The following is a 20,607-nucleotide window of genomic DNA, read 5'->3' on the forward strand; positions in this document are numbered from 1 at the left end:
TTTCATCGGGACTTTTTTGTTTAAAACTTGCTAGCATTTCCAAACGATTAAGTCTAAATTCGTAGCATATCATGCGGCGGCAAATCGTCGATCTAAAATCTAAACAATTGGCCAAGATTAAATCAGCATATTTCTGTCAGAGCTGCGGCTACGAATCCGCCAAATGGCTGGGCAAATGCCCTTCGTGCCAGCAGTGGAATACCTTTGTAGAAGAAGTAGTAGAGAAGCCTTCTGCGGCATCAGCCATATGGAAAACCACCACAGGACAACAAAGAGTAGCCAAACCCAGCAAGCTCGAAGACATTACCAGTGCAACAGAAGAAAGGCTGCTTACTGGCGACGCAGAACTAGACAGGGTTTTGGGCGGCGGATTGGTTCCTGGCTCGGTAACCCTAATTGGTGGCGAACCGGGCATTGGCAAGTCAACCCTCATGCTTCAGCTGGCGCTCAACATTAATCAAAAAAGAGTGCTGTATGTTTCGGGAGAAGAGAGTGAGCAACAGATTAAAATGCGGGCCGAACGCATTAACAAAACCCCCAAGGCCAATTGTTTTATCCTTACGGAAACCTCAACGCAAAATATTTTCAAGCAACTAGAGCAACTACAGCCAGAGATTTTGGTGGTCGATTCGATACAGACCCTACATTCGGCACACATCGAATCCACGCCGGGCAGTGTTTCCCAGGTACGGGAATGTACCGCCGAGCTGCTGAGATTTGCGAAAGAGACCGCCACCCCTGTTTTCCTGATTGGACACATCACTAAAGATGGCGCCATTGCTGGGCCTAAGATACTGGAGCATATGGTAGACACCGTTTTACAGTTTGAAGGCGACAGGCACCATATCTACCGCATTTTACGCGCTATTAAAAACCGTTTTGGAGCCGCCGCCGAACTGGGGATTTATGCCATGCACGGCAATGGCCTGAGAGAAGTATCCAACCCTTCGGAAGTACTGCTCTCACAACGTGATGAAGAACTTAGCGGGATTACCATAGGTGCCACTATTGAGGGGGCAAGGCCCATGGTCATTGAAACACAGGCACTGGTTAGCGCCTCGGCCTATGGTACTCCGCAACGCTCGGCTACCGGATTTGATACCAAGCGCATGAACATGTTGTTAGCCGTACTTGAAAAAAGATGCGGGTTTAGGTTGAGCGCCAAAGATGTTTTTCTTAATATTGCCGGGGGCATCAAAGTAGAAGACCCCGCCATAGATCTTTCCATTATTGCGGCCATTATCTCATCCCATGAAGACATTCCCATATCCTCCAAAATATGTTTTGCTGCCGAAGTTGGCCTTTCGGGAGAAATAAGGGCAGTAAATAGAATAGCACAAAGAATATCAGAAGCAGAAAAATTGGGGTTTGAAAAGATATTTATCTCCAGTTATAACCTAAAAGGTTTTAACCAGGAAAAATTCAAGATCGAATTGGTGACCGTTTCCAAAATAGAAGAAGTTTTCGCTGCACTGTTTGGATGATCTTTTATTTAGTTGACTATTTTTATCAAGCTTATGCAATAAAATTATAGTTTACTCGTTTTTACGACGAGCTTTGGCGAGGAAGGTGACATCCGCATACCCATGTTGGAAAGATTTTAAATATCTTTGTCTCCAATCTTAACTAAAACTTAAAAAAACAGCAATGAAAAAATTAATCTTAAGCTTAGTTTTTTGTGCATTAGCAAGCTTTGCTTTCGCTCAGGAAAATGTAGATGGCCAAGCTTTTGGCGAAGGCGTTAAAAAGGGCAACATTATCCCGGCTACACAAGTGGATGCCAAATTAGGAAAAGAGACCAAGGCCGACATGAAAGTAGAGGGTGAAGTAGTGACCGTTTGTAAGAAAAAGGGCTGCTTCATGACAGTTAAAATCTCTGACAAGGAAACGATGTTTGTTAAATTTAAGGACTATGGCTTTTTTATGCCAAAAGACTTGCCGGCAGGAACAAAAGTGGTTATAGATGGTTTCGCAGAGCGAAAAACAACTTCCGTTGAAGATTTAAAGCACTATGCGGAAGATGCCAAAAAATCACCTGAAGAAATAGCAAAAATTACCCAGCCTAAGAAAGAAATCGTTTTTGAAGCGAAAGGCGCCGTAATTTTAAAGTAATTAGAAAGGTTCTCCTTTTTAATATTGATTGATTGAAAGCCCCGCACATGCGGGGCTTATTTTTTATGCTCAACTTCATTTGTAATATTTTTAACAAACAAAGATTTAATTATTAAATTTTTTTAATTATTAAATTTTTGAGCTATCTTCACTGTATAAACAAATGAAACCTAATCAATCATGAAACTGAACAGAACAACCTTTTTGCTTGCCGCCATTGGCATATTTGGCACAAAAGCCTATGCCCAACAGCTTAACGCGGCGCAAAACCAGGCCCTCCTTAATGCCAATCAAGGTGCTATTGTAAAGCTAGAAGGCTTTTTAACCGAAAAAACCGCCCAAATTCCTTTCCAAAAATATCCCACGCCAGGGCCTCAATACCTTATCTCCGACGATCCGGAATATATACGAGTACCCGAAGCCATTGCCCTAAAAGAAAGTGTGGTTCCGGGGTCAGTTCGGTTTTACCTGTACAATGTGAACGGCGTGGTAGAACCGCAGAAAATGGACCGGAAAATCATTGCCATGATTAAAAATACCGGTAAGGCCCCAATGCGAATCAAGATGTTGAAATACGTAACCCAAAAGCCCAGCACCAATTACTTTAAGCTGGGTAAAGAGGGATTGGCCGCTTTTTTTGCGGCCCAACCTAGCGAGGAAATCCGCACCGTAAAACCTGGCGATGCCGTACCCATTGACGATAAGTTGGAACAATACGTGGTAAAGTACGATGAGCTCGTTCACGGTTTCTACGAATTTGTAATAGATCAACCTGCGGAAATCACCGTGTTGCAAACCGATCTTAAAACCAGCGGCAAAGATGCTTTAAAGCGCATTACCAATGTTTTACCGCCCAAAACCAAAAGCGGTGCGGGAAGAGGTTTGTATGGGGTAAGCAATTATCACGTTAACAATACTGATGTAATCGACACTAAAAATGGCACTGCTGCCCTTGTGGTTGCTGATGGCATAAATGACCCTTGGATTATTGGCCGAGAGGGAACCACGGGACAACAAGCAAAACTTGCCGGAAATTATGGCGTAATGTATGATATTGAGCTGAAATGGAAAAGTACAGACGGTAAAGGCCTTGCCCTGATTACCTGGAACTCCCGCTCTGCAGACAACAAATGGTGCAGCGGTATGGCTGCCGCCATGAAGGTAAGTGAAGGAAAATTTAAAGAAGGGATTATCCAGCTTCCAAAAGATGAACTGGTTACCAAAGCGGCGCCAGAAGCCGTACTGATCCAAATTTTCAAACCATCTGGCAAGGGCGGGGAGCAAACAATCAAATTAACCTATTCTCCCCCTGGGGCATCTTGCTTGCCTACGCCTTTAATTTTGGTTCCCATTGATTTAAAGCCATAATGACGAGATTAGTCCAGCGCATTTTACTCCTGTTTTTCTTGGGCGCACCTTCATTGTTTGCCCAAGAAATCTTAACCATCCACTCTCCAAAAAACCTAAAGCAAACGGACTCGGTACTGGTTTTTAAGCCCAAACAAATTTCGGGGCAAACACCCTTGGTTTATTTGCTACATGGCCATAACGCAAATTATAGGAGCTGGAGCAAGCTGGCAGATCTCCAAGCGCTGGCAAATCAATATCACTTCATTATTGTTTGCCCTGATGGCCTTAAAAAGAGTTGGTACCTCAATTCTCCCAATCCGGATAGCACGCAATATGAGCGTTTCTTTCTAGAGGAGCTCATGCCGGCCATCAACAAAAAATATCCGGTGGATACGCAGCGTGTTTTTGTTACCGGGGCTAGTATGGGTGGTTTTGGAGCCATGTGGCTGATGACAAAATATCCGCATCTATTTGCTGGCGCCGGCAGCACTTCGGGAGTATTGAACCTGCGTTATTCTGCATTTAGGAAAACCACCATAGCCTACCTTTTGGGTACCTACGACGACAAAAACCCGCTTTATGACGAGTTTTCGCCAGTCAACAGACTCTCGGCATTACAGGGACAAAACAAGGCCCTTATTTTTGACACCGGAACCGAAGACTACTTATACATTACCAGCAAACAGTTTAGGCAAAAATGTGACGACCTTAAGATTAAAGCCACCTATATTGCTCAGCCTGGAGGCCACACCGGTGGATATTGGAGCAAAACCATTCCCAAACATTTTGAGTTCTTTGCCGAACATCTTAAAAACCAAAAATGAAAAATCTATTTTTAGCGTTAGCATGTGCTTTTTTAGCCTATAACGCCAAAGCTCAAGAAAAAGAGTTCCTTTTAATTCCGCAGCCCTCTCATCTGGTTGTAGGAACCGCTTCCGTAAAAATCAATGCGCTAACGAACATGGTGCTTCCGAAAGAAAAAGAACACCAGCCATTAGTGGAACATTTTAGAGAACAACTTTCTGCGATACTAAATGCCGACATTAAAACCACTACCAGCAATCGCACCAAAAGCAGCATTTCGTTTTACGTAAAAAAAGATCTGGCCAAGGAAGCCTATCACCTGGATATTACGAAAAACAACGTATCAATTAGTGCTTCCGATCCTTCTGGCTGGTTTTACGGATGGCAAACCTTTATTCAGTTGCTCCGCCTAAAATTAGAAAATGGAAAAGAACCCATTTTGAAAGAAGTAAGCATTAAAGATGAACCTAAATTTGGTTGGCGAGGCCTGATGCTTGACGTAAGCAGGCATTTCTTTAATAAGGATGTGATAAAAAGATATATCGACCAGATGGCGAAATACAAGTTCAACGTATTGCATCTCCATCTTACCGACAACCAAGGATGGCGTTTGGAAATCAAACAGCTTCCCAAACTAACCAGCGTGGGGGCATGGAGAGTACCCAGAACCGGCTATTGGAGCGGAATGCCTGCGCCAGAGCCCGGAGAAAAAGCCTCTTATGGTGGCTATTATTCGCAAGAAGATATCAAAGAGCTGGTAGCCTACGCCAAACAACGCTTTGTAGACATTGTCCCAGAAATAGATTTGCCGGGACATAGCTTGGCCTTTGTGGCTTCCTACCCAGAAATTTCATGTACCAAAACCCCGCAACAGGTACTTGCTGGCGACCCTTGGAATCCTAAAAGAACAAATGTTGTTTGTGTGGGCAACGATTCTACCTATACAAAAATTGATCAGATCATCACAGAGATCGCCGCTATTTTCCCTTCAAAGTATATCCACATTGGGGGCGACGAAGTAACCAGGAACTACTGGAGCAATTGTTCCGTTTGCCAAAATCGCATTGCGAAAGAGGGCCTAAGAAATGTAGACGAGCTGCAAAGCTATTTCGTTAACCAAGTAGCCAAAATAGTCCTCGAAAAAGGGAAAACACCCATAGGATGGTATGAAACCCTCGAAAAAGGACTGGACAGTAACATTGTTCAAATGAGCTGGAAGGACGAAAAAGGGGCCATTAAATCTTCAAACGAAGGGAAAAAGGTCATATTAACGCCTGCTTTTTTGACCTATCTGGATTTTTATCAAGGAGATCCGTATTTGGAAAATGCGCCGTTTACGGTTAACAGGCTCAGCAACAGCTATAAATTTGATCCACTGCCCGCCGGAATAAATGTCCAAAACGTAATAGGGGGCCAAGGAAGCTTATGGACCGAGCAGGTGCCCAACGAGCGCAAGCTACAGTTTATGACCTGGCCCAGGGGTTTCACCCTATCAGAAAACCTTTGGTCAAAAGCACCCAAATTAAGTTGGACGGATTTCTCAAAAAAAATAGAAGCGCACCTGCCTATCCTTACGGCCGACAGCACTAACTTTAGCAACTACTTTTATGACGCAATCATTAGCGCTAAAAAAGGCCAAAACGACGAAGTTGTGCTAAACATTGACACAGAAATTCCTGGACTAACCGTTTACTATTCTTTTGATGATACAGATCCTGACCAATTTTACCCCAAATACGGCGGTGCGGCACTTGCCATTCCCAAAGGGGCAAAAACCATTAGGGCAGTCAGTTACAAAGGCTCGGTACCAAAAAGCAGGATTGTACGCCTGCCTATTGCAGAGCTAAAGAGGAGGGCAAAGCTTTAAACTAAACCCAGCAGGCGGTTCCTGACGAGCAAACAAGCTCCAATGACGCCTGCTTTCTCCCCAAGTTTCGACATTTTTAACTGCGTATCGTTATTTACCAAACTTAAGGAATACTTATTCAATGCGCTTTTAATAGGCAAACGGATATATTCACCCGTTTCGGCTAAACTTCCGCCCAAAATCACCATTTCGGGGTTAAAAATATTGATCAGTACCGCAATACCTTTACCTAGTTTTTCACCTACTTCGGCCACTAGCTCAATGGCCAGCACATCGTCCTTAATGGCGGCATCAATGATATCGTTCAGCTTGATCTCCTCGACAGGCTTTCCCGATAAAATGGAGGTAGAGCCTTCGGCCAGCTTTTCCTTGAATTTCCGAACTAATGCCCATCCAGAAACCTCCGTTTCCAGACAGCCCTTTTTACCACAACTGCAAATGATCTCATTGTTAAAAAAAGGAATATGTCCAAATTCGCCCGCAAAGCCCGATTTTCCATAGTAAAGCTGGCTATTGATCATGATCCCGATACCCATGCCGTAATCCATGTTCAGGAAAAGCACGTTCTCCTCCTCGTGTACCGCTCCTGCAGAAAACTCTCCGAAAGCCATCGCCCTCGAATCATTTTCCAAAAATATCCTTAGGCCAATATTTCTTTCGATAACCTTGCTTAAAGGTTCCTCGTTGAAATGGAAAAAACTATAGCTATACCCTGTAGAATAATTAATCCTACCAGATAAATTGAGACCTGCACCTAATATTTTTTCTCGTTTTACCGGGGCTTCTTTTATAAAATTATTAATAAGCTCGCAAAGCTGATTCAGGGATTCTTCGCTATTGTTTAAGCTATAGGGAATATTCTCCTTTACGTGCACCAGGTTCTTTTGCAAATCGGTTAACCCGATGTTGATGTGCGACTTCTTTACATCGACGCCCAAAAAATAGCCCGACTCCATCACAAGGCCATAAATATTGGGCTTTCTACCGCCTCGCGACTGTAATTTCCCAAAATCTTTCACCAATCCTTCCGCAATTAAATCGTTTAGAACATTGTTGATTTTAGGCGTACTCAGTCCCAACTCCCCGCACAAATCAGCAATAGTTGAATTGCCATTTTTACTGAAATATGCCACTATTGCCTTTTTAATGGTTACATTTTTATAGGCAACTCCCGAAATGTTCTCGTCACTGAGTTCGTTAAAAAAAGTCATTTTTATTAATAAATTTTAAAAATCAAAATTAGAATAATATCTCACTAAACCTAATAAACACCAGTTTTTTATCGCATTTCGAGCATTATGAAATTAAAAAATTAAAAAAATAATGTTACACTTATTAATTTTTTTAAAAAAGTATTTATATTTACGGTTCAACCAACAAGCACCCTAATGAACCGGCTAACCTTACCATCAACTGCTTTCGCACTAAACAAGTCCATTGTTCACAGCGCTCTTTTCTTAAAAGCAAACAACCAAATATGAATATAAAATTTACCAAATTATTCTTTTTCAGTCTCTTGCTAAGCTTACAAGCTTTAGCACAAGTAAACTACAAAACAGACGTACTGATTATTGGGGGCGGTGCCAGTGGAACAACGGCGGCCATCCAATCGGCCCGCATGGGGGTGAAAGTATTGGTGGTGGAGGAAACCGAATGGCTGGGAGGTATGCTTACTTCGGCGGGAGTTTCGGCAATTGATGGCAATCACAACATGCCGTCGGGCTTATGGGGCGAGTTTAGGCAGCACCTATATGATTACTACGGCGGCCCAAAAGCAGTAGAAACCGGATGGGTGAGCAATACCCTTTTCGAACCTTCTTTTGGCAACATCACCCTAAAAAAAATGGCTCAGCATGAAAATCTGAGCATTTGGTACAAAAGTCGTTTGAACAATATCTCCAAAAACGGCCAGGTTTGGCTGGCAGAGGTTAGCAATAGGGGCAAAAAGCAAATTGTTGAGGCTAAAATTGTGATAGACGCCACAGAGCTGGGAGATGTAATGGCCAAGCTAAAAGTGCCTTATCGTGTGGGGATGGACAGCCGCCATGATACCGGAGAAAGCTTTGCTCCGGAAAAAGCCAACAATATCATACAAGACCTAACCTATGTGGTGGTTTTGAAAGATTTTGGCCCTAACGCCAATAAAACCATCAGAAAACCAGAAGGCTACGACCCAAAGGAATTTGATTGCTGCTGTGATGTTCAAGATCCTGCTTCACATGACAACACCCCAAAAATTGATTGCAGCCAAATGATTACCTACGGCAAATTGCCCAATGGCAAATACATGATCAACTGGCCAAAATGTGGCAACGACATTTACCTGAACATTATCGAAATGAATGATGCTGAGCGCAAAGAGGCTTTGAAAAAAGCCAAACTCCACAGTTTGCGCTTCATCTATCATCTGCAAACTAAATTAGGTTTTAAAAATTTGGGTATTGCCGATGATGAATTTCCAACGGCCGATAAGCTGCCGATGATTCCCTACCACAGGGAGTCTCGCCGTTTAGATGGCCAAGTAACTCTGACCTTAAACGACGTGACTTCGCCATATACCCAGCAAACAGCATTGTATAGAACAGGGATTGCTGTAGGCGATTATACCATCGACCATCACCATTTAAAAAATCCGGATGCTCCACAAATCGATTTTGTGAAAATTAAAGTCCCTTCTTACAACATCCCCCTTGGTGCTTTGGTTCCTAAAGCTGGGGCTGGCTTAATCGTTGCGGAAAAAAGCATCAGCGTAAGCAATATTGTGGCTGGAGCCAGCCGTCTACAACCGGTGGTTTTGGGCATTGGCCAGGCGGCAGGAGCTTTAGCTGCAACCGCCGTACTGAACAATACCGACCCGGCCAACATCAACATTAGAGCCGTTCAAAGTGCATTATTGGAAAGCAATGCTTATTTAATGCCTTTTATTGATGTTAAGCCCCATGATCCATCTTTTAAAGTGATTCAAAAAATAGGTGCTACGGGTATTTTAAAGGGCACAGGACTTTCCTATAAATGGGCCAACCAAACCTGGTTTTACCCCGAGCTTCCCCTAAGTGAGTGGGATTTGGTTAACGGTCTAAAAGCTTTTTATCCTCCTTTTGAGGAGATACACCCTTCGGGAAACCTAAGCACGGCCAATTATTTGGCCAAGGCGGTGAAAGCCCTCGGCAAAAAAGAAGTAAAAACAGAGCAGATTCTATCCTACTTAAAAGAGCAAAACTTTGGCGGCCTAACTGCCGAGAGCGCCCTGACCAGGAGAATGGTAGCCCATGTGCTGGATCACTTTCTAAACCCTTTTAAAGTGGAAATCGATTTCTCTGGCAAAACAAAAAATGCAACTAACAACCTAACAAATTAATAATTAACCATGAAGAAACGATTTTCAGTAAGAAAAGAAGGATTTCTCAGCCTTTTAGCGATATTGCTATTCACATTTGCCACGTCCGTAATGGCCCAAACAAAGGTGAGCGGAACGGTAAATGACGATCAGGGAGAAATTCTTACCGGGGTAAGTGTTTTGGTAAAAGGCACCAAAATAAGCACCACCACCAACCAGGACGGCAAATTCCAGATTACCTTGCCAGCCGGTTCAACCACCTTGGTGTTCAGCTATTTGGGCTACGAAACCAAAGAGGCTACGGCTATCGGCGGCGACATTAAAGTAAGCCTTAAATCTAGCGTATCTACGCTAAACAGCGTGGTTGTTGTGGGATACGGAACAGTAGCCAGAAAAGACTTGACCGGATCAGTGGGCAGCGTAAGTGTTGCAGACATGCAAAAGGCCCCGGTAAGATCTTTGGAAGAAGCACTGGCCGGCAGGGTTGCCGGGGTACAGGTTTCCTCGTCGGAAGGTGGCCCCGGAGCTTCAGTAGATATTGTAATCAGGGGCGGCAACTCCATCACGCAAAGCAACTATCCGTTATATGTTATCGACGGCTTTCCAATGGAAGACCTTAACAACACTGGGCTTAATGCGGCAAACCCTTTAAGCGCTATCGATATTAACGACATCGAGTCCATCGATGTTTTAAAAGATGCCTCCGCTACGGCCATATATGGCGCACGTGCGGCTAACGGTGTGGTGGTTGTTACAACCAAAAGGGGAAAGATTGGAAACCCTACCATTACCTACAACACCTATTTCGGGCTACAGAACACCAACAAACGCATGGAGTTACTGAGCCCGTACGAATTTGTTAAACTACAACAAGAACTTGATCCGGCAACAACCGAAAGTATTTACCTTACCAAGGTTAATGGTACCGAAACCACAATAATACCGCTAGATTATTATAAGGGCGTAAAAGGCATCAACTGGGAGGACCAGATTATGCGCACGGCGGGAATGCAAAACCATTACCTGAGCATGTCTGGCGGTACCCAAAAAACCAAGTACAGTGGCTCCCTTTCGTATTTCGACCAAGATGGCGTGATCATCAACTCAGGCTTTAACCGTCTTCAGGGAAGGGTAACGCTTGATCAGGAGATTTCCAATAAGGCAAAATTTGGCATGAATGTAAACTATTCTAGTACCAAAAACTTTGGAACACCTCCTTCTCAGTCAACCTACCAGAACCAGCTTAACTTGCTTTATAGCGTGTGGTCATACCGGCCCATTACCCGTCTAAATTCTACGGTTGATTTAATAGAAGTACCAACAGACCCAGAGTTAGATGGGGGCGCATTTGAGTTCAGGTATAATCCAATTTTAACCACTAAAAACGAATTGAGGGAAAATAGAGGCGAAAGCCTTATCGCGAACGCTTTTGTTGAGTACGAAATCATCAAAGACCTAAAACTTAGGATTTCTGGCGGCATCACTAAGGGTACCACCCAGTACGATACTTTTAACAATTCACTTACGCGTTCGGGAAATCCACAAACCAACAATAAGGTCAACGGCGGCATTAACATCTTTAATTCTACTACCTGGTTAAACGAAAACACCCTCAGTTACCGTAAAAAGATCGGCAAAGATCATTTATTCAACGTTGTTGGCGGTTTCACCTCGCAAAAAGGCACCTCATCGGTTTTTGGAGCCTACGCCAAACTAATGCCCAACGAGGGCTTGGGCCTAAGTGGCTTAGATGAAGGGGTTCCGCTATCGATCACCTCTAGCACGTCACACTATACGCTGGCGTCGTTTTTAACCAGGATCAATTACGATTATAAGTCTAAATACCTATTTACGGCATCTTTCAGGGCTGACGGTTCTTCCAGGTTCATCAACAACAAATGGGGGTATTTCCCTTCGGCCGCCTTTGCCTGGAAAATCAGCGAAGAGCCGTTCATGAAGCCAATCAGGGCTATTTCTTCGGCTAAATTAAGAACAAGCTTTGGCTACACCGGAAATAACGGAGTTGGAAACTTCTCGGCGTTCCCAAGTTTTGTGCTACCACTTTCTGCCGGTTATTCCTTTGGCAATCAGCTGATCAACGGCAGCTATGCTTCAAGTATCGGAAATTCCGATTTAAAATGGGAAACTACCCAGCAAATAGACCTGGGCCTTAATTTAGGTTTCTTCAAAGATCGGCTAACACTTGAGGTAGATGCTTACAGAAAAACCACCAACGACCTTTTGTTAAATGCCAATTTGCCCGCAAGTACGGGCTATACCAAACAGTTCATGAATGTAGGCAGGGTACGCAACCAAGGCTTGGAGTTTACCTTGAATTTCGCCCCGCTCAACAAGGGCAATTTTAAATGGAATAGCAGCTTCAATATCGCCTTTAACCGAAACAAGGTTCTGGAGTTAGCGCAAAATGAACTTTCTATGCTATCCACGCAATACTGGGGCGACGACTGGGCACTCATTCCTGGCTACATTGCCAAAGTAAACAAGCCGGTGGCCCAGTTTTATGGATATATATGGGACGGTGTTTACAATTATGACGACTTTATAAAGCTTGGGCCAAATAGCTATAAACTAAAAGACAACATTACCGCCAACGGCACCGTAAGAGAAAACATTAAGCCCGGCGATATCAAATACAGAGACGTTAATGGAGATTTGGTTGTAGACCAAAATGACCGAGTGGTTATCGGAAACCCTATTCCTGTACACACCGGCGGCTTTTCAAACAATTTTAGCTATAAAAATTTCGACCTCAATATTTTCCTGCAGTGGTCGTATGGCAATGATATTTACAACGCCAACCGGTTAATGCTTGAAACGGGTTCCAGGTTCAATGTCAATCAGTTTGCGTCGTATGCAAACCGTTGGTCGCCAGAAAACCCCACTTCGAATATCCCAGGCATAAGGGGTACCTTAACCAGCGCATACTCTACCCGAGTAGTAGAAGATGGGTCCTTTTTACGTTTAAAAACGGTACAGCTGTCGTATTCCATTCCAAAATCACTTCTTAACAAGTTGAAAATAAAGAACGCCCGGGTATATACTTCGGCTCAGAATATTCTTACCTGGTCCAAATATTCTGGATATGATCCAGAGGTTTCGGTTAGAAGAACGGCCCTAACGCCTGGATTCGATTATTCAGCCTATCCGAGATCTTTTGTGGCAACCCTAGGATTAAATGTCAATTTTTAAAAAAGTAATGATGAAGAAATTATATATATTATTGTCTTTGGGCTTATTATTTTCTTCTTGTAAGAAATTTTTGGAAACAGAGCCAACCGATTTTGTTTCGCCTGGAAACTACTTTAAAACCGAAACCGATATCAATACCGCATTAGCTGGCGTTTACGACGTTCTTGGTAAAACGGGCACATACGGACGATCATTTTATGTTGAATTTGATTTAAACGACCAGTGGTTTGATTCGAGGAGCACTGTCATTACCGGAATGACCGTAAACAACTACACCACATCGGAAGCAACCGTAAATACTACTTGGGAATTATTATACGACGGTGTAAAAAGAGCAAACATCTTTCTTGAAAACGTAGACCGGGCCGAGATAGACACACGAAAGAAAAACATTGCCAAAGGCGAAGCGATGTTTTTACGGGCCTACTATTATTTCCTATTGTGCAACTATTGGGGCGATGTTCCCTTAAGAACCACTTCTGTAACCAGCGCAAAGGAAGTTAATTTCAAAAACACCCCATCGGCACAAGTTTACGATTTTGTTGTCACCGAAATGGAAAAAGCTGCCGATCTGGTAGATATCAGCACTGCATACAGCTACAACAGCAGGATCACCAAAACCGTTGTTTGGGGAATTTTAGCCCGGGTAAACCTAAAAATGGCTGGTGCTCCCTTAAACAAAACCGAACGTTATGCCGAAGCAAGAAAATGGGCTAAAATGGTTATTGATGACGGAAAGCATAAGCTAAATCCCGATTATGAGAATGTCTTCATCAAGATGTGCCGAGACGAATACGATACCCAGTATCGCGAAAGCATGTGGGAAGTAGAGTTCAACAAAATATCTACCGGCGGCCAGGAAGAAGAGGGATCCGTGGGCTCTATCAACGGGATTGCGAATTCAGACCGCACCTTTGGCTATAGCTATGGCGTTCCGCGTGTCACTCAAAAATACTTTGATTCTTTTGAACCTACCGATTCGAGAAGAGACTGGAATATTGGCCCATATAGCTATGGTACGGTAAATGGCGTAGCCAATTCAAGAGTATATTTTAGCCCAACACAAATCTACAACAGGTTTTCTGCAAAATGGAGAAGAGAGTATGAAACGGCTCAGCCTAAAAACCTGGGCACTACGCCCATAAACTTCCCTATTTTAAGGTATGCCGATGTTCTTTTGATGTTTGCCGAAGCCGACAATGAAGTGAACGGCCCAACCCAGGAAGCCATTGATTATGTAGAGATGGTTCGCAAGCGAGGTTACGCCATAGATTTAAAAGGTCGTATCATCAAAACGATAAACATCAGCGCCGGAGGTTCTGGTTACACCGCAGCTCCAACGGTTAACATTTCTGGTGGCGGCGGCACCGGGGCAACCGCTGTTGCAACCATCAGCAATGGCAGCGTCAACGCCATTAATATCATATCCCGCGGAGCCAAGTTTACCACGGTACCTACCATAACCTTTAGCGGAGGCGCAGGAACGGGAGCTGCTGCCACAGCCGTATTAACCGAATTAACCGATGCCAATATTGACAGAAGTATCAGCAAACCAGTTTTTAAAGAATTGATAAGAGCAGAGCGCAATAGAGAACTGGGCTATGAGGGCCTTCGAAAATTTGATCTCGTAAGGTGGGGTGAATACCTTAGCACCATGGAAAATTTAGCCACCGAAATCAGGCTAGGAGCACCGTCCACGTATAAATTTGCCGCCACCGGTGCCGCTAACGTAACCAGCAGAGATGTCTTGGTTCCTATTCCTTCTAGAGAAATTATGCTTAACAAAGCAATCATTCAAAATAAAGGTTGGTAATAAAATATTAGATCATGAAAAATTTAACTTATTTATGGGCATTCATCTTGATATTGCTTTGCTCAGCATGCAACAAAGACGACGTTGTAGCCCCGGATTTTGAGGTTATCGTAGATAAAAAAGAGGTGAAGATAAACGACTCGATCACTTTCTCCTTTTCCGGAAGCCCAGACGTTATTACATTCTACTCCGGAGAAAAAAACAGAGAATACAAATACAAGGAAAGAACAACATTACCGGGAGGCAAAAAAGAGCTAACCATTAGCACGCAAGTAACCTATGGCAGCCAAAGCAACAACCTTAGGCTATTAGCCTCCGCTAATTTTGACGGCAACTATACGCCCGAAGCTTTAAAAGCAGCCAAATGGACGGATATTACCGACAAGTTTACGCTTTCCGTTTCTCCTTCAGGAGTGCTTGGTCCAATAACCGTTTCCAACAAAGTTGATGTGTCAGATCTTTTTGTAAGCGGAAAGCCCTTGTTCTTTGCCTTTAAATATCAAGGACAGGCAACCACAAGCGGTACCACCACTACACAAAGAGGTTGGAGAATTTATGAATTTAACCTCAACAACACATTTCCCGACGGCACGGTGTCTGCCATTGCCACACGTGCTACCGGAGGGTGGCAGCCCATCAATGTTGAAGATGCCGTTAAAACCAATGGCACCAGCAAATGGGTCTATATCAGCAACATGTTTTACTATGACCCATCTTCGAGCCTTTTGGCCTCCGAAGGTTGGTACGTAACCAAAGCGCTTCTTGCAGACGGCATTTCGCCAGACAAGGGGGTTCCTATTAAAGAGTACAGCCAGCGCAGGGAAAGTTACAAATATGCTTTTAACACTCCTGGCACATACAAGGTTACCTTTGTTGGTTCAAACGTAAATTATACCGGACAAAAAGAAGTGGTTAAAGAAATAGAAATTAAAGTATTGCCTTAGCTATTCGTTAATGAACAAACGCTTAAACAGTCTCGATGCTTTTAGAGGGCTTGCCATACTTTGTATGGTGCTCTCTAGCAGCATTGCTTTTGGTGAAATAATGCCTGCGTGGATGTTCCATGCGCAAACCCCACCACCTACACACACATTCAACCCAAACCTGCCCGGCATTACCTGGGTTGATTTGGTGTTCCCTTTTTTCCTGTTTTCAATGGGAGCCGCTATTCCTTTAGCGCTACACAAAAAAGCGGAGGAACTTCCTTTCCATAAAATATTTGCCCAACTTTTTAGCAGAATGGTGCTATTGGCCTTTTTCGCCATTTTCACTTTTCACGCACGGGCTTGGGTCATGGAGAAAAATCCAAGCAATATTACCCAACTCCTTTCCATTGCTGCATTTGCATGCCTATTTCTTATCTACGGAAATTGGTCGGCTTTTGTAAAGAGCAAGCTTGCCCTGGGCTTAAAGGTAACGGGCATCCTTTTGGCCGTTTCATTTTTAGCGTTTTACACTTTTGCCTACGGCGATTTTAGCTTGGCTAAGAGCGATATCATTATCATTGTACTGGCCAACATGGCCTTTTTTGGCGGATTGATTTGGTACACCACGCGTAACCGCCCTCTCTGGCGCATAGCCATTCTTCCATTTGTAATGGCGGTATTTTTAGCCTCAAAAGAAGAAGCCAGCATTAACCAGTTGGTTTTTAATTGGACTCCCGCCAATTGGCTTTACAAATTTTACTACCTCAAATATTTGTTTATCATTATCCCTGGCACGTTTGCCGGAGAGTGGTTCATCAAAGAATCCAAAAACGAAAAAACAGAAACTGCCTCTAAAAAAACACTGCTCCTTATTGCGGTAATTGCCTGTATTTTGGTTTTTGTAAATTTATGGGGATTGTTTGCAAGATCGTTGGAGTTGAATTTATTGCTCAACCTCCTTGCCTGTGCCTGCCTGTTGTTGTTGGCAAAAAAGGTAACGCAAAGCCCCTTAATTAACCACATGATCTGGGCTGGCGTATATCTTTTATTGTTGGGCTTATTTTTCGAGGCTTATGAAGGCGGGATCAAAAAAGACTTTTCCACCTACAGTTACTATTTTGTTTGCTCGGGTTTATCATTCCTTACCTTATTGGCTTTTAGCCTGATTGAAAAACTGGGTTATTTAAAAGCCGTTACCAACTTTTTGGCCAACAATGGTAAAAACCCCATGATTGCCTACACCGCAGGCAATTTGCTGCTAATCCCATTATTTAAATTAACCATGCTCTCTACCTATTTAGACGCCATGAATACCAGTGCCATCATAGGCACCGCAAGAGGAATCGTTTTCACCGGAATTGTGGCGCTAATTACCGTTCTTTTTACCCGTATTAAATTTTTCTGGAAAACCTAAACAAACTACAAACACACCGTGGATCGAACAAAAAATAAAAATACCAATCCCATTTCATGGATACCCAGTACATGGTTTGCCATGGGCCTGCCCAACCTGGTATTGGGAGGAACCTTGCTTTCACTATTGTACAAAAACATGGGGTTTTCCGATACCCAAATTACGGTGTACACGGGCATCATTATTTTACCCTGGAGCTTTAAGCCGCTGTGGGGGCCATTTATGGAACTATACAAAACCAAAAAGTTTTACATTTATGGTGCCCAAATCCTCTGCGGCATCCTATTTGCCATTGCTGCAGGCTTATTGTTCCTGAGCAATTTCTTCGCCGCTTCGGTGGTGGTCTTTTTGTTAATCGCTTTTCTGGGGGCCACCCAAGACATCGCCGCTGATGGCCTATACCTACAATCATTAAACCACAAACAACAAGCCCAATATGTAGGCTGGCAAGGCACTTTCTACAACTTCGCAAAGCTGTTCTCCAACGGGGGAATGGTCTTTTTGGTGGGTGTACTTATCCCGCTTTACGGCAACACCAAAGCTTGGGCCATTATTCTGCTAGTGTATGCCGCAGTTATGTTTTTACTTGGTTTGTACAACAAAAAGTTTTTGCCCCAAACTCAAGCACAGGTACAGGTGCAAACCACGGCACAGGTTTGGCAAACTTTAACCGATGTAATTGCCAGCTTTTTCAGGAAAAAACATATTTGGCTTGGCATTTTATTCATCGTTTTGTATCGCTTTGCAGAAGGTCAGGCCATTAAAATAATGCCCCTGTTTTTTAAGGCTACCAAAGCTGTGGGCGGCCTGGAACTGAGCGAAGCCACTTTAGGGATGCTTACAGGAATTTATGGTACTATCGCCTTTGTGCTAGGCTCATTAGCCGCCGGATATTTCGTATCAAACAAAGGCCTAACCCGCAAAACATTATTAATGCTTTGTGCTTTTTTTAACCTGCCATTTATCACCTATGCTTATCTGGCTTTTACGCAAACCTCTAACCTGCTCATTATTGGAAGTGCTGTGGCGATCGAGCATTTCGGCTACGGTTTTGGATTTATAGGCATTATTCTTTTCATTATGCAACAAATTGCCCCTGGCAAATATCAAATGGCGCACTATGCCTTTGGTAGTGCCATTACCTACTTTGGCTACACCCTGGCCAGCATGATTAGCGGCTATATTAGCGATTATTTAGGCTACAAACACTTTTTTGTTTGGGTGCTTATTGCCACCATTCCCGCCTTTATCGCTACATGGATTGTTCCGTTAAAGAAATTGGAAGCACAACCCGATAAAGAAGAAAACCTGACCAAAGCATAACATGAAAAAATTGATTTATACTTTTTGCTTAATCGTTGCTGCCCATTTTGTAAATGCGCAAGAAACCGTTGCGGTAGATAGTGGTTATTTAAATAGCCACTACTCGCAACGATTGGATTTTTTCAGAAAAATGCCCAACCGCAAAGGCGAAATTGCTTTTGTAGGCAACAGCATTACCGAAGGCGGAAAATGGCAGGAACTCCTCCAAAAAAAGAATATCATTAACCGGGGCATCAGTGGCGACGTAACCTATGGCATATTGGCCCGCTTAGATGAGGTGCTTGAATCGAAGCCTGCAAAAGTGTTCTTGTTAAGCGGGGTTAACGATATGAAACGCGGCACACCAAACGAAGTGATCCTTAATAACTTTAAGCGAATGATGGTGATGGTGAAAACACTATCGCCAAAAACCAAGCTTTATATGCAAAGCGTTTTACCTGTTAACGAAGCCATGTTGCCCGCCATTTATGCGCAGGTAAAAAACAGTAAAATCAACGATTTAAACCAAAAACTGGAGGCCCTTTGTAAGGAAATGGGCGTAAACTACATTAACCTGCATCCGGCATTGGCCGATGAAAATGGAAGCCTTAAAAAAGAACTGAGCATTGATGGCTTGCATTTACGCCAAGCATCTTACGTGTTATGGGCCAACGAACTAAAAAGATTAAAGGTAATCTAACAATGAAAAAAATAGAAAATAAAAAATCAACTCGTCATTGCGAGGCACGAAGCACGCCTACAACTATGGGTAATTTTTCTGGCTTTAAGATTGCTTCCTGCCTCGCAATGACGACAAGCCATATAAGTTTACTCCTCATCGTATCTGCATTTTTTAGCCCTAGCCAAGCACAAACCGTTAAAATAGACAGCAGCTATGCCAACTGGTACTACCAACAGCGCATGGAATATTTTGCCAAAACACCTATTCCAAAAAATGCCATTATCTTTTTAGGTAACAGCATTACCGAAAGGGCCGAATGGCAAGAGTTACTTGCCGACAGCAAATCTCCAGTCATCAACAGGGGCATTGGCGGCGATAACTCTTTTGGGATTTTAGCCAGAATGGATGAAATTGTTAACGCCAAACCTAAAGCCATTTATTTAATGGACGGGATTAACGACCAGTTTAGGAAATTACCCCACGAGGTGAGCGTCAACAACTACCGTCGCATTATCAGAAAAATCAAACAACGATCGCCAAAAACAAAGATTTACATCGAAAGTGCGCTGCCTATTAACGAGGAAATGACCAAGGAAACCTACACCAAAGGCCGCAACATTTTGGTTCCTGAACTGAATAAAAAAATAAAGGCATTAGCCGAGGAAGAAGGTGTTACTTACATCGATATCTGTCCTTTATTTCAAGATGAAAATGGTGTATTAAAGAAAGAATTTACCATGGATGGCGTACACCTTAAAGCCGCAGCCTATATCAACTGGGTTAAATTTTTAAAAGATAAAAAGTACTTATAAGATTGGGAAAATTAACCTTTCATCAACATAATCAAGAAGAAAAAATGAGAATAACGGGAACTTTTATTGATGAGATTTCTCACGATATCCCACACCAAAACTGGGGAAGAGAAGAGTGGGCCAAGGATTTTGCCCACATGAAAGCAATGGGGATTGACACCGTAATTCTCATTAGAAGTGGCTACAGAAGGTTCATTACCTTCCCTTCGGTTTACCTGCAAAATAAATTCGGTTGTTATGAGCCGCCAATAGACTTGGTTGAGCTCTATTTACAGTTGGCCGAGGAAAACGGCATGAAATTTTATTTCGGTTTATACGACAGCGGACACTATTGGGACACTGGAAACCTACAGCACGAAATTGATGCCAATAGGTATGTGATTGACGAAGTTTGGGCCAAATACGGCCACTATAAAAGCTTTGGGGGCTGGTATTTGAGCATGGAAATCAGTCGCCGTACCAAAGGCGCTACCGAGGCCTTTAATACCTTGGGGCTACAGTGCAAAGGCGTGAGCAACGGCCTACCTACTTTTATCTCCCCATGGATTGATGGCAAGAAAGCGGTAATGGCCGCCGAGGCAACCTTAACCAAGGAAAATGCGGTATCCCTGAAAGAACACGAAGACGAGTGGTCGGAAATATTCTCAGGGCTGAAAGGATCTATCGATGCGGTTGCTTTCCAGGATGGCCACGTTGATTATCACGAGCTGCAAGACTTTTTTGAAGTGAACAAGAAAATGGCAGATCAGTTTGGACTACAATGCTGGACCAACGCCGAAAGCTTCGACCGCGATATGCCCATCAAATTTCTGCCCATCAAATTTGAGAAACTGCGCCTAAAACTGGAGGCAGCACGTAAGGCCGGCTACGACAAGGCCATCACCTTCGAGTTTTCCCACTTCATGAGCCCACAATCAGCCTATATACAGGCACATCACCTTTTTAACAGATATCAGGAATACGCAAAGAACTTATAAC

The 20,607-nt window shown here is 43.3% G+C and carries 15 protein-coding genes; 14 read left to right on the forward strand and 1 reads right to left on the reverse strand.

What is annotated here, in order from left to right:
• Positions 1 to 107: 107 nt before the first annotated feature.
• The 5 genes from radA to DUT71_RS01925 all read left to right on the forward strand — a co-directional run bounded on the left by radA (position 108) and on the right by DUT71_RS01925 (position 6,133).
• Positions 108 to 1,484 (forward strand): DNA repair protein RadA, encoded by a 1,377-nt coding sequence (gene radA / locus DUT71_RS01905; protein ID WP_113661084.1) that lies wholly within the window; start codon positions 108 to 110, stop codon positions 1,482 to 1,484.
• A 163-nt stretch (positions 1,485 to 1,647) separates the two neighbouring features.
• Positions 1,648 to 2,112: a DUF4920 domain-containing protein gene (locus tag DUT71_RS01910; protein WP_113660823.1), complete on the forward strand. Its 465-nt coding sequence runs from the start codon at positions 1,648 to 1,650 to the stop codon at positions 2,110 to 2,112.
• Between the two features lie 180 nt (positions 2,113 to 2,292).
• Positions 2,293 to 3,480, forward strand: a complete 1,188-nt coding sequence (locus DUT71_RS01915) for a copper amine oxidase (RefSeq protein WP_113660824.1) — start codon at positions 2,293 to 2,295, stop codon at positions 3,478 to 3,480.
• Positions 3,480 to 4,286 (forward strand): alpha/beta hydrolase, encoded by an 807-nt coding sequence (locus DUT71_RS01920; protein ID WP_113660825.1) that lies wholly within the window; start codon positions 3,480 to 3,482, stop codon positions 4,284 to 4,286. Before DUT71_RS01915 ends, DUT71_RS01920 begins: the two co-directional genes overlap by 1 nt.
• On the forward strand, positions 4,283 to 6,133 hold the full coding sequence (locus DUT71_RS01925; protein WP_113660826.1) for a beta-N-acetylhexosaminidase: 1,851 nt from the start codon (positions 4,283 to 4,285) through the stop codon (positions 6,131 to 6,133). The genes DUT71_RS01920 and DUT71_RS01925 overlap by 4 nt, the downstream gene beginning before the upstream one ends.
• Here DUT71_RS01925 and DUT71_RS01930 read toward each other — a convergent pair.
• Positions 6,130 to 7,344 carry an ROK family transcriptional regulator gene (locus tag DUT71_RS01930; protein ID WP_113660827.1) on the reverse strand — a complete coding sequence of 405 codons (1,215 nt, stop codon included), beginning with the start codon at positions 7,342 to 7,344 and terminating at the stop codon, positions 6,130 to 6,132. The genes DUT71_RS01925 and DUT71_RS01930 overlap by 4 nt on opposite strands.
• A 266-nt stretch (positions 7,345 to 7,610) precedes the next feature.
• On the opposite strand from DUT71_RS01930, the gene DUT71_RS01935 reads away from it, so the two are divergent.
• Genes DUT71_RS01935 through DUT71_RS01975 form a run of 9 tightly spaced genes read left to right on the forward strand, consistent with a single transcriptional unit; the run spans position 7,611 to position 20,606 of the window.
• Positions 7,611 to 9,491 (forward strand): FAD-dependent oxidoreductase, encoded by a 1,881-nt coding sequence (locus tag DUT71_RS01935; protein WP_113660828.1) that lies wholly within the window; start codon positions 7,611 to 7,613, stop codon positions 9,489 to 9,491.
• 9 nt (positions 9,492 to 9,500) lie between these two features.
• Positions 9,501 to 12,680, forward strand: coding sequence for a SusC/RagA family TonB-linked outer membrane protein (locus DUT71_RS01940; protein ID WP_113660829.1), 3,180 nt, complete (start codon positions 9,501 to 9,503; stop codon positions 12,678 to 12,680).
• Positions 12,681 to 12,687: 7 nt separating this feature from the next.
• Positions 12,688 to 14,493, forward strand: coding sequence for a RagB/SusD family nutrient uptake outer membrane protein (locus DUT71_RS01945; protein ID WP_240186823.1), 1,806 nt, complete (start codon positions 12,688 to 12,690; stop codon positions 14,491 to 14,493).
• 14 nt (positions 14,494 to 14,507) lie between these two features.
• The gene (locus DUT71_RS01950; RefSeq protein WP_113660830.1) at positions 14,508 to 15,437 is read left to right on the forward strand and encodes a DUF5017 domain-containing protein; all 930 of its coding nucleotides are present in this window, start codon (positions 14,508 to 14,510) and stop codon (positions 15,435 to 15,437) included.
• Positions 15,438 to 15,447: 10 nt separating this feature from the next.
• Positions 15,448 to 16,833, forward strand: a complete 1,386-nt coding sequence (locus tag DUT71_RS01955; RefSeq protein WP_113660831.1) for a DUF5009 domain-containing protein — start codon at positions 15,448 to 15,450, stop codon at positions 16,831 to 16,833.
• 18 nt (positions 16,834 to 16,851) lie between these two features.
• Entirely contained in the window at positions 16,852 to 18,156 is a 1,305-nt protein-coding gene (locus DUT71_RS01960; protein ID WP_240186824.1) for an MFS transporter, read from the forward strand.
• Between the two features lies 1 nt (position 18,157).
• Positions 18,158 to 18,835 carry a GDSL-type esterase/lipase family protein gene (locus DUT71_RS01965; RefSeq protein ID WP_113660832.1) on the forward strand — a complete coding sequence of 226 codons (678 nt, stop codon included), beginning with the start codon at positions 18,158 to 18,160 and terminating at the stop codon, positions 18,833 to 18,835.
• A gap of 2 nt (positions 18,836 to 18,837) precedes the next feature.
• On the forward strand, positions 18,838 to 19,629 hold the full coding sequence (locus DUT71_RS01970) for a GDSL-type esterase/lipase family protein (RefSeq protein ID WP_240186825.1): 792 nt from the start codon (positions 18,838 to 18,840) through the stop codon (positions 19,627 to 19,629).
• Positions 19,630 to 19,673: 44 nt separating this feature from the next.
• Entirely contained in the window at positions 19,674 to 20,606 is a 933-nt protein-coding gene (locus DUT71_RS01975; protein WP_113661088.1) for a DUF4434 domain-containing protein, read from the forward strand.
• The last annotated feature ends 1 nt before the right edge of the window (position 20,607 follow it).

The sequence above is a fragment of the Pedobacter nanyangensis genome (genome assembly GCF_003313505.1).
Classification (GTDB): domain Bacteria; phylum Bacteroidota; class Bacteroidia; order Sphingobacteriales; family Sphingobacteriaceae; genus Pedobacter; species Pedobacter nanyangensis.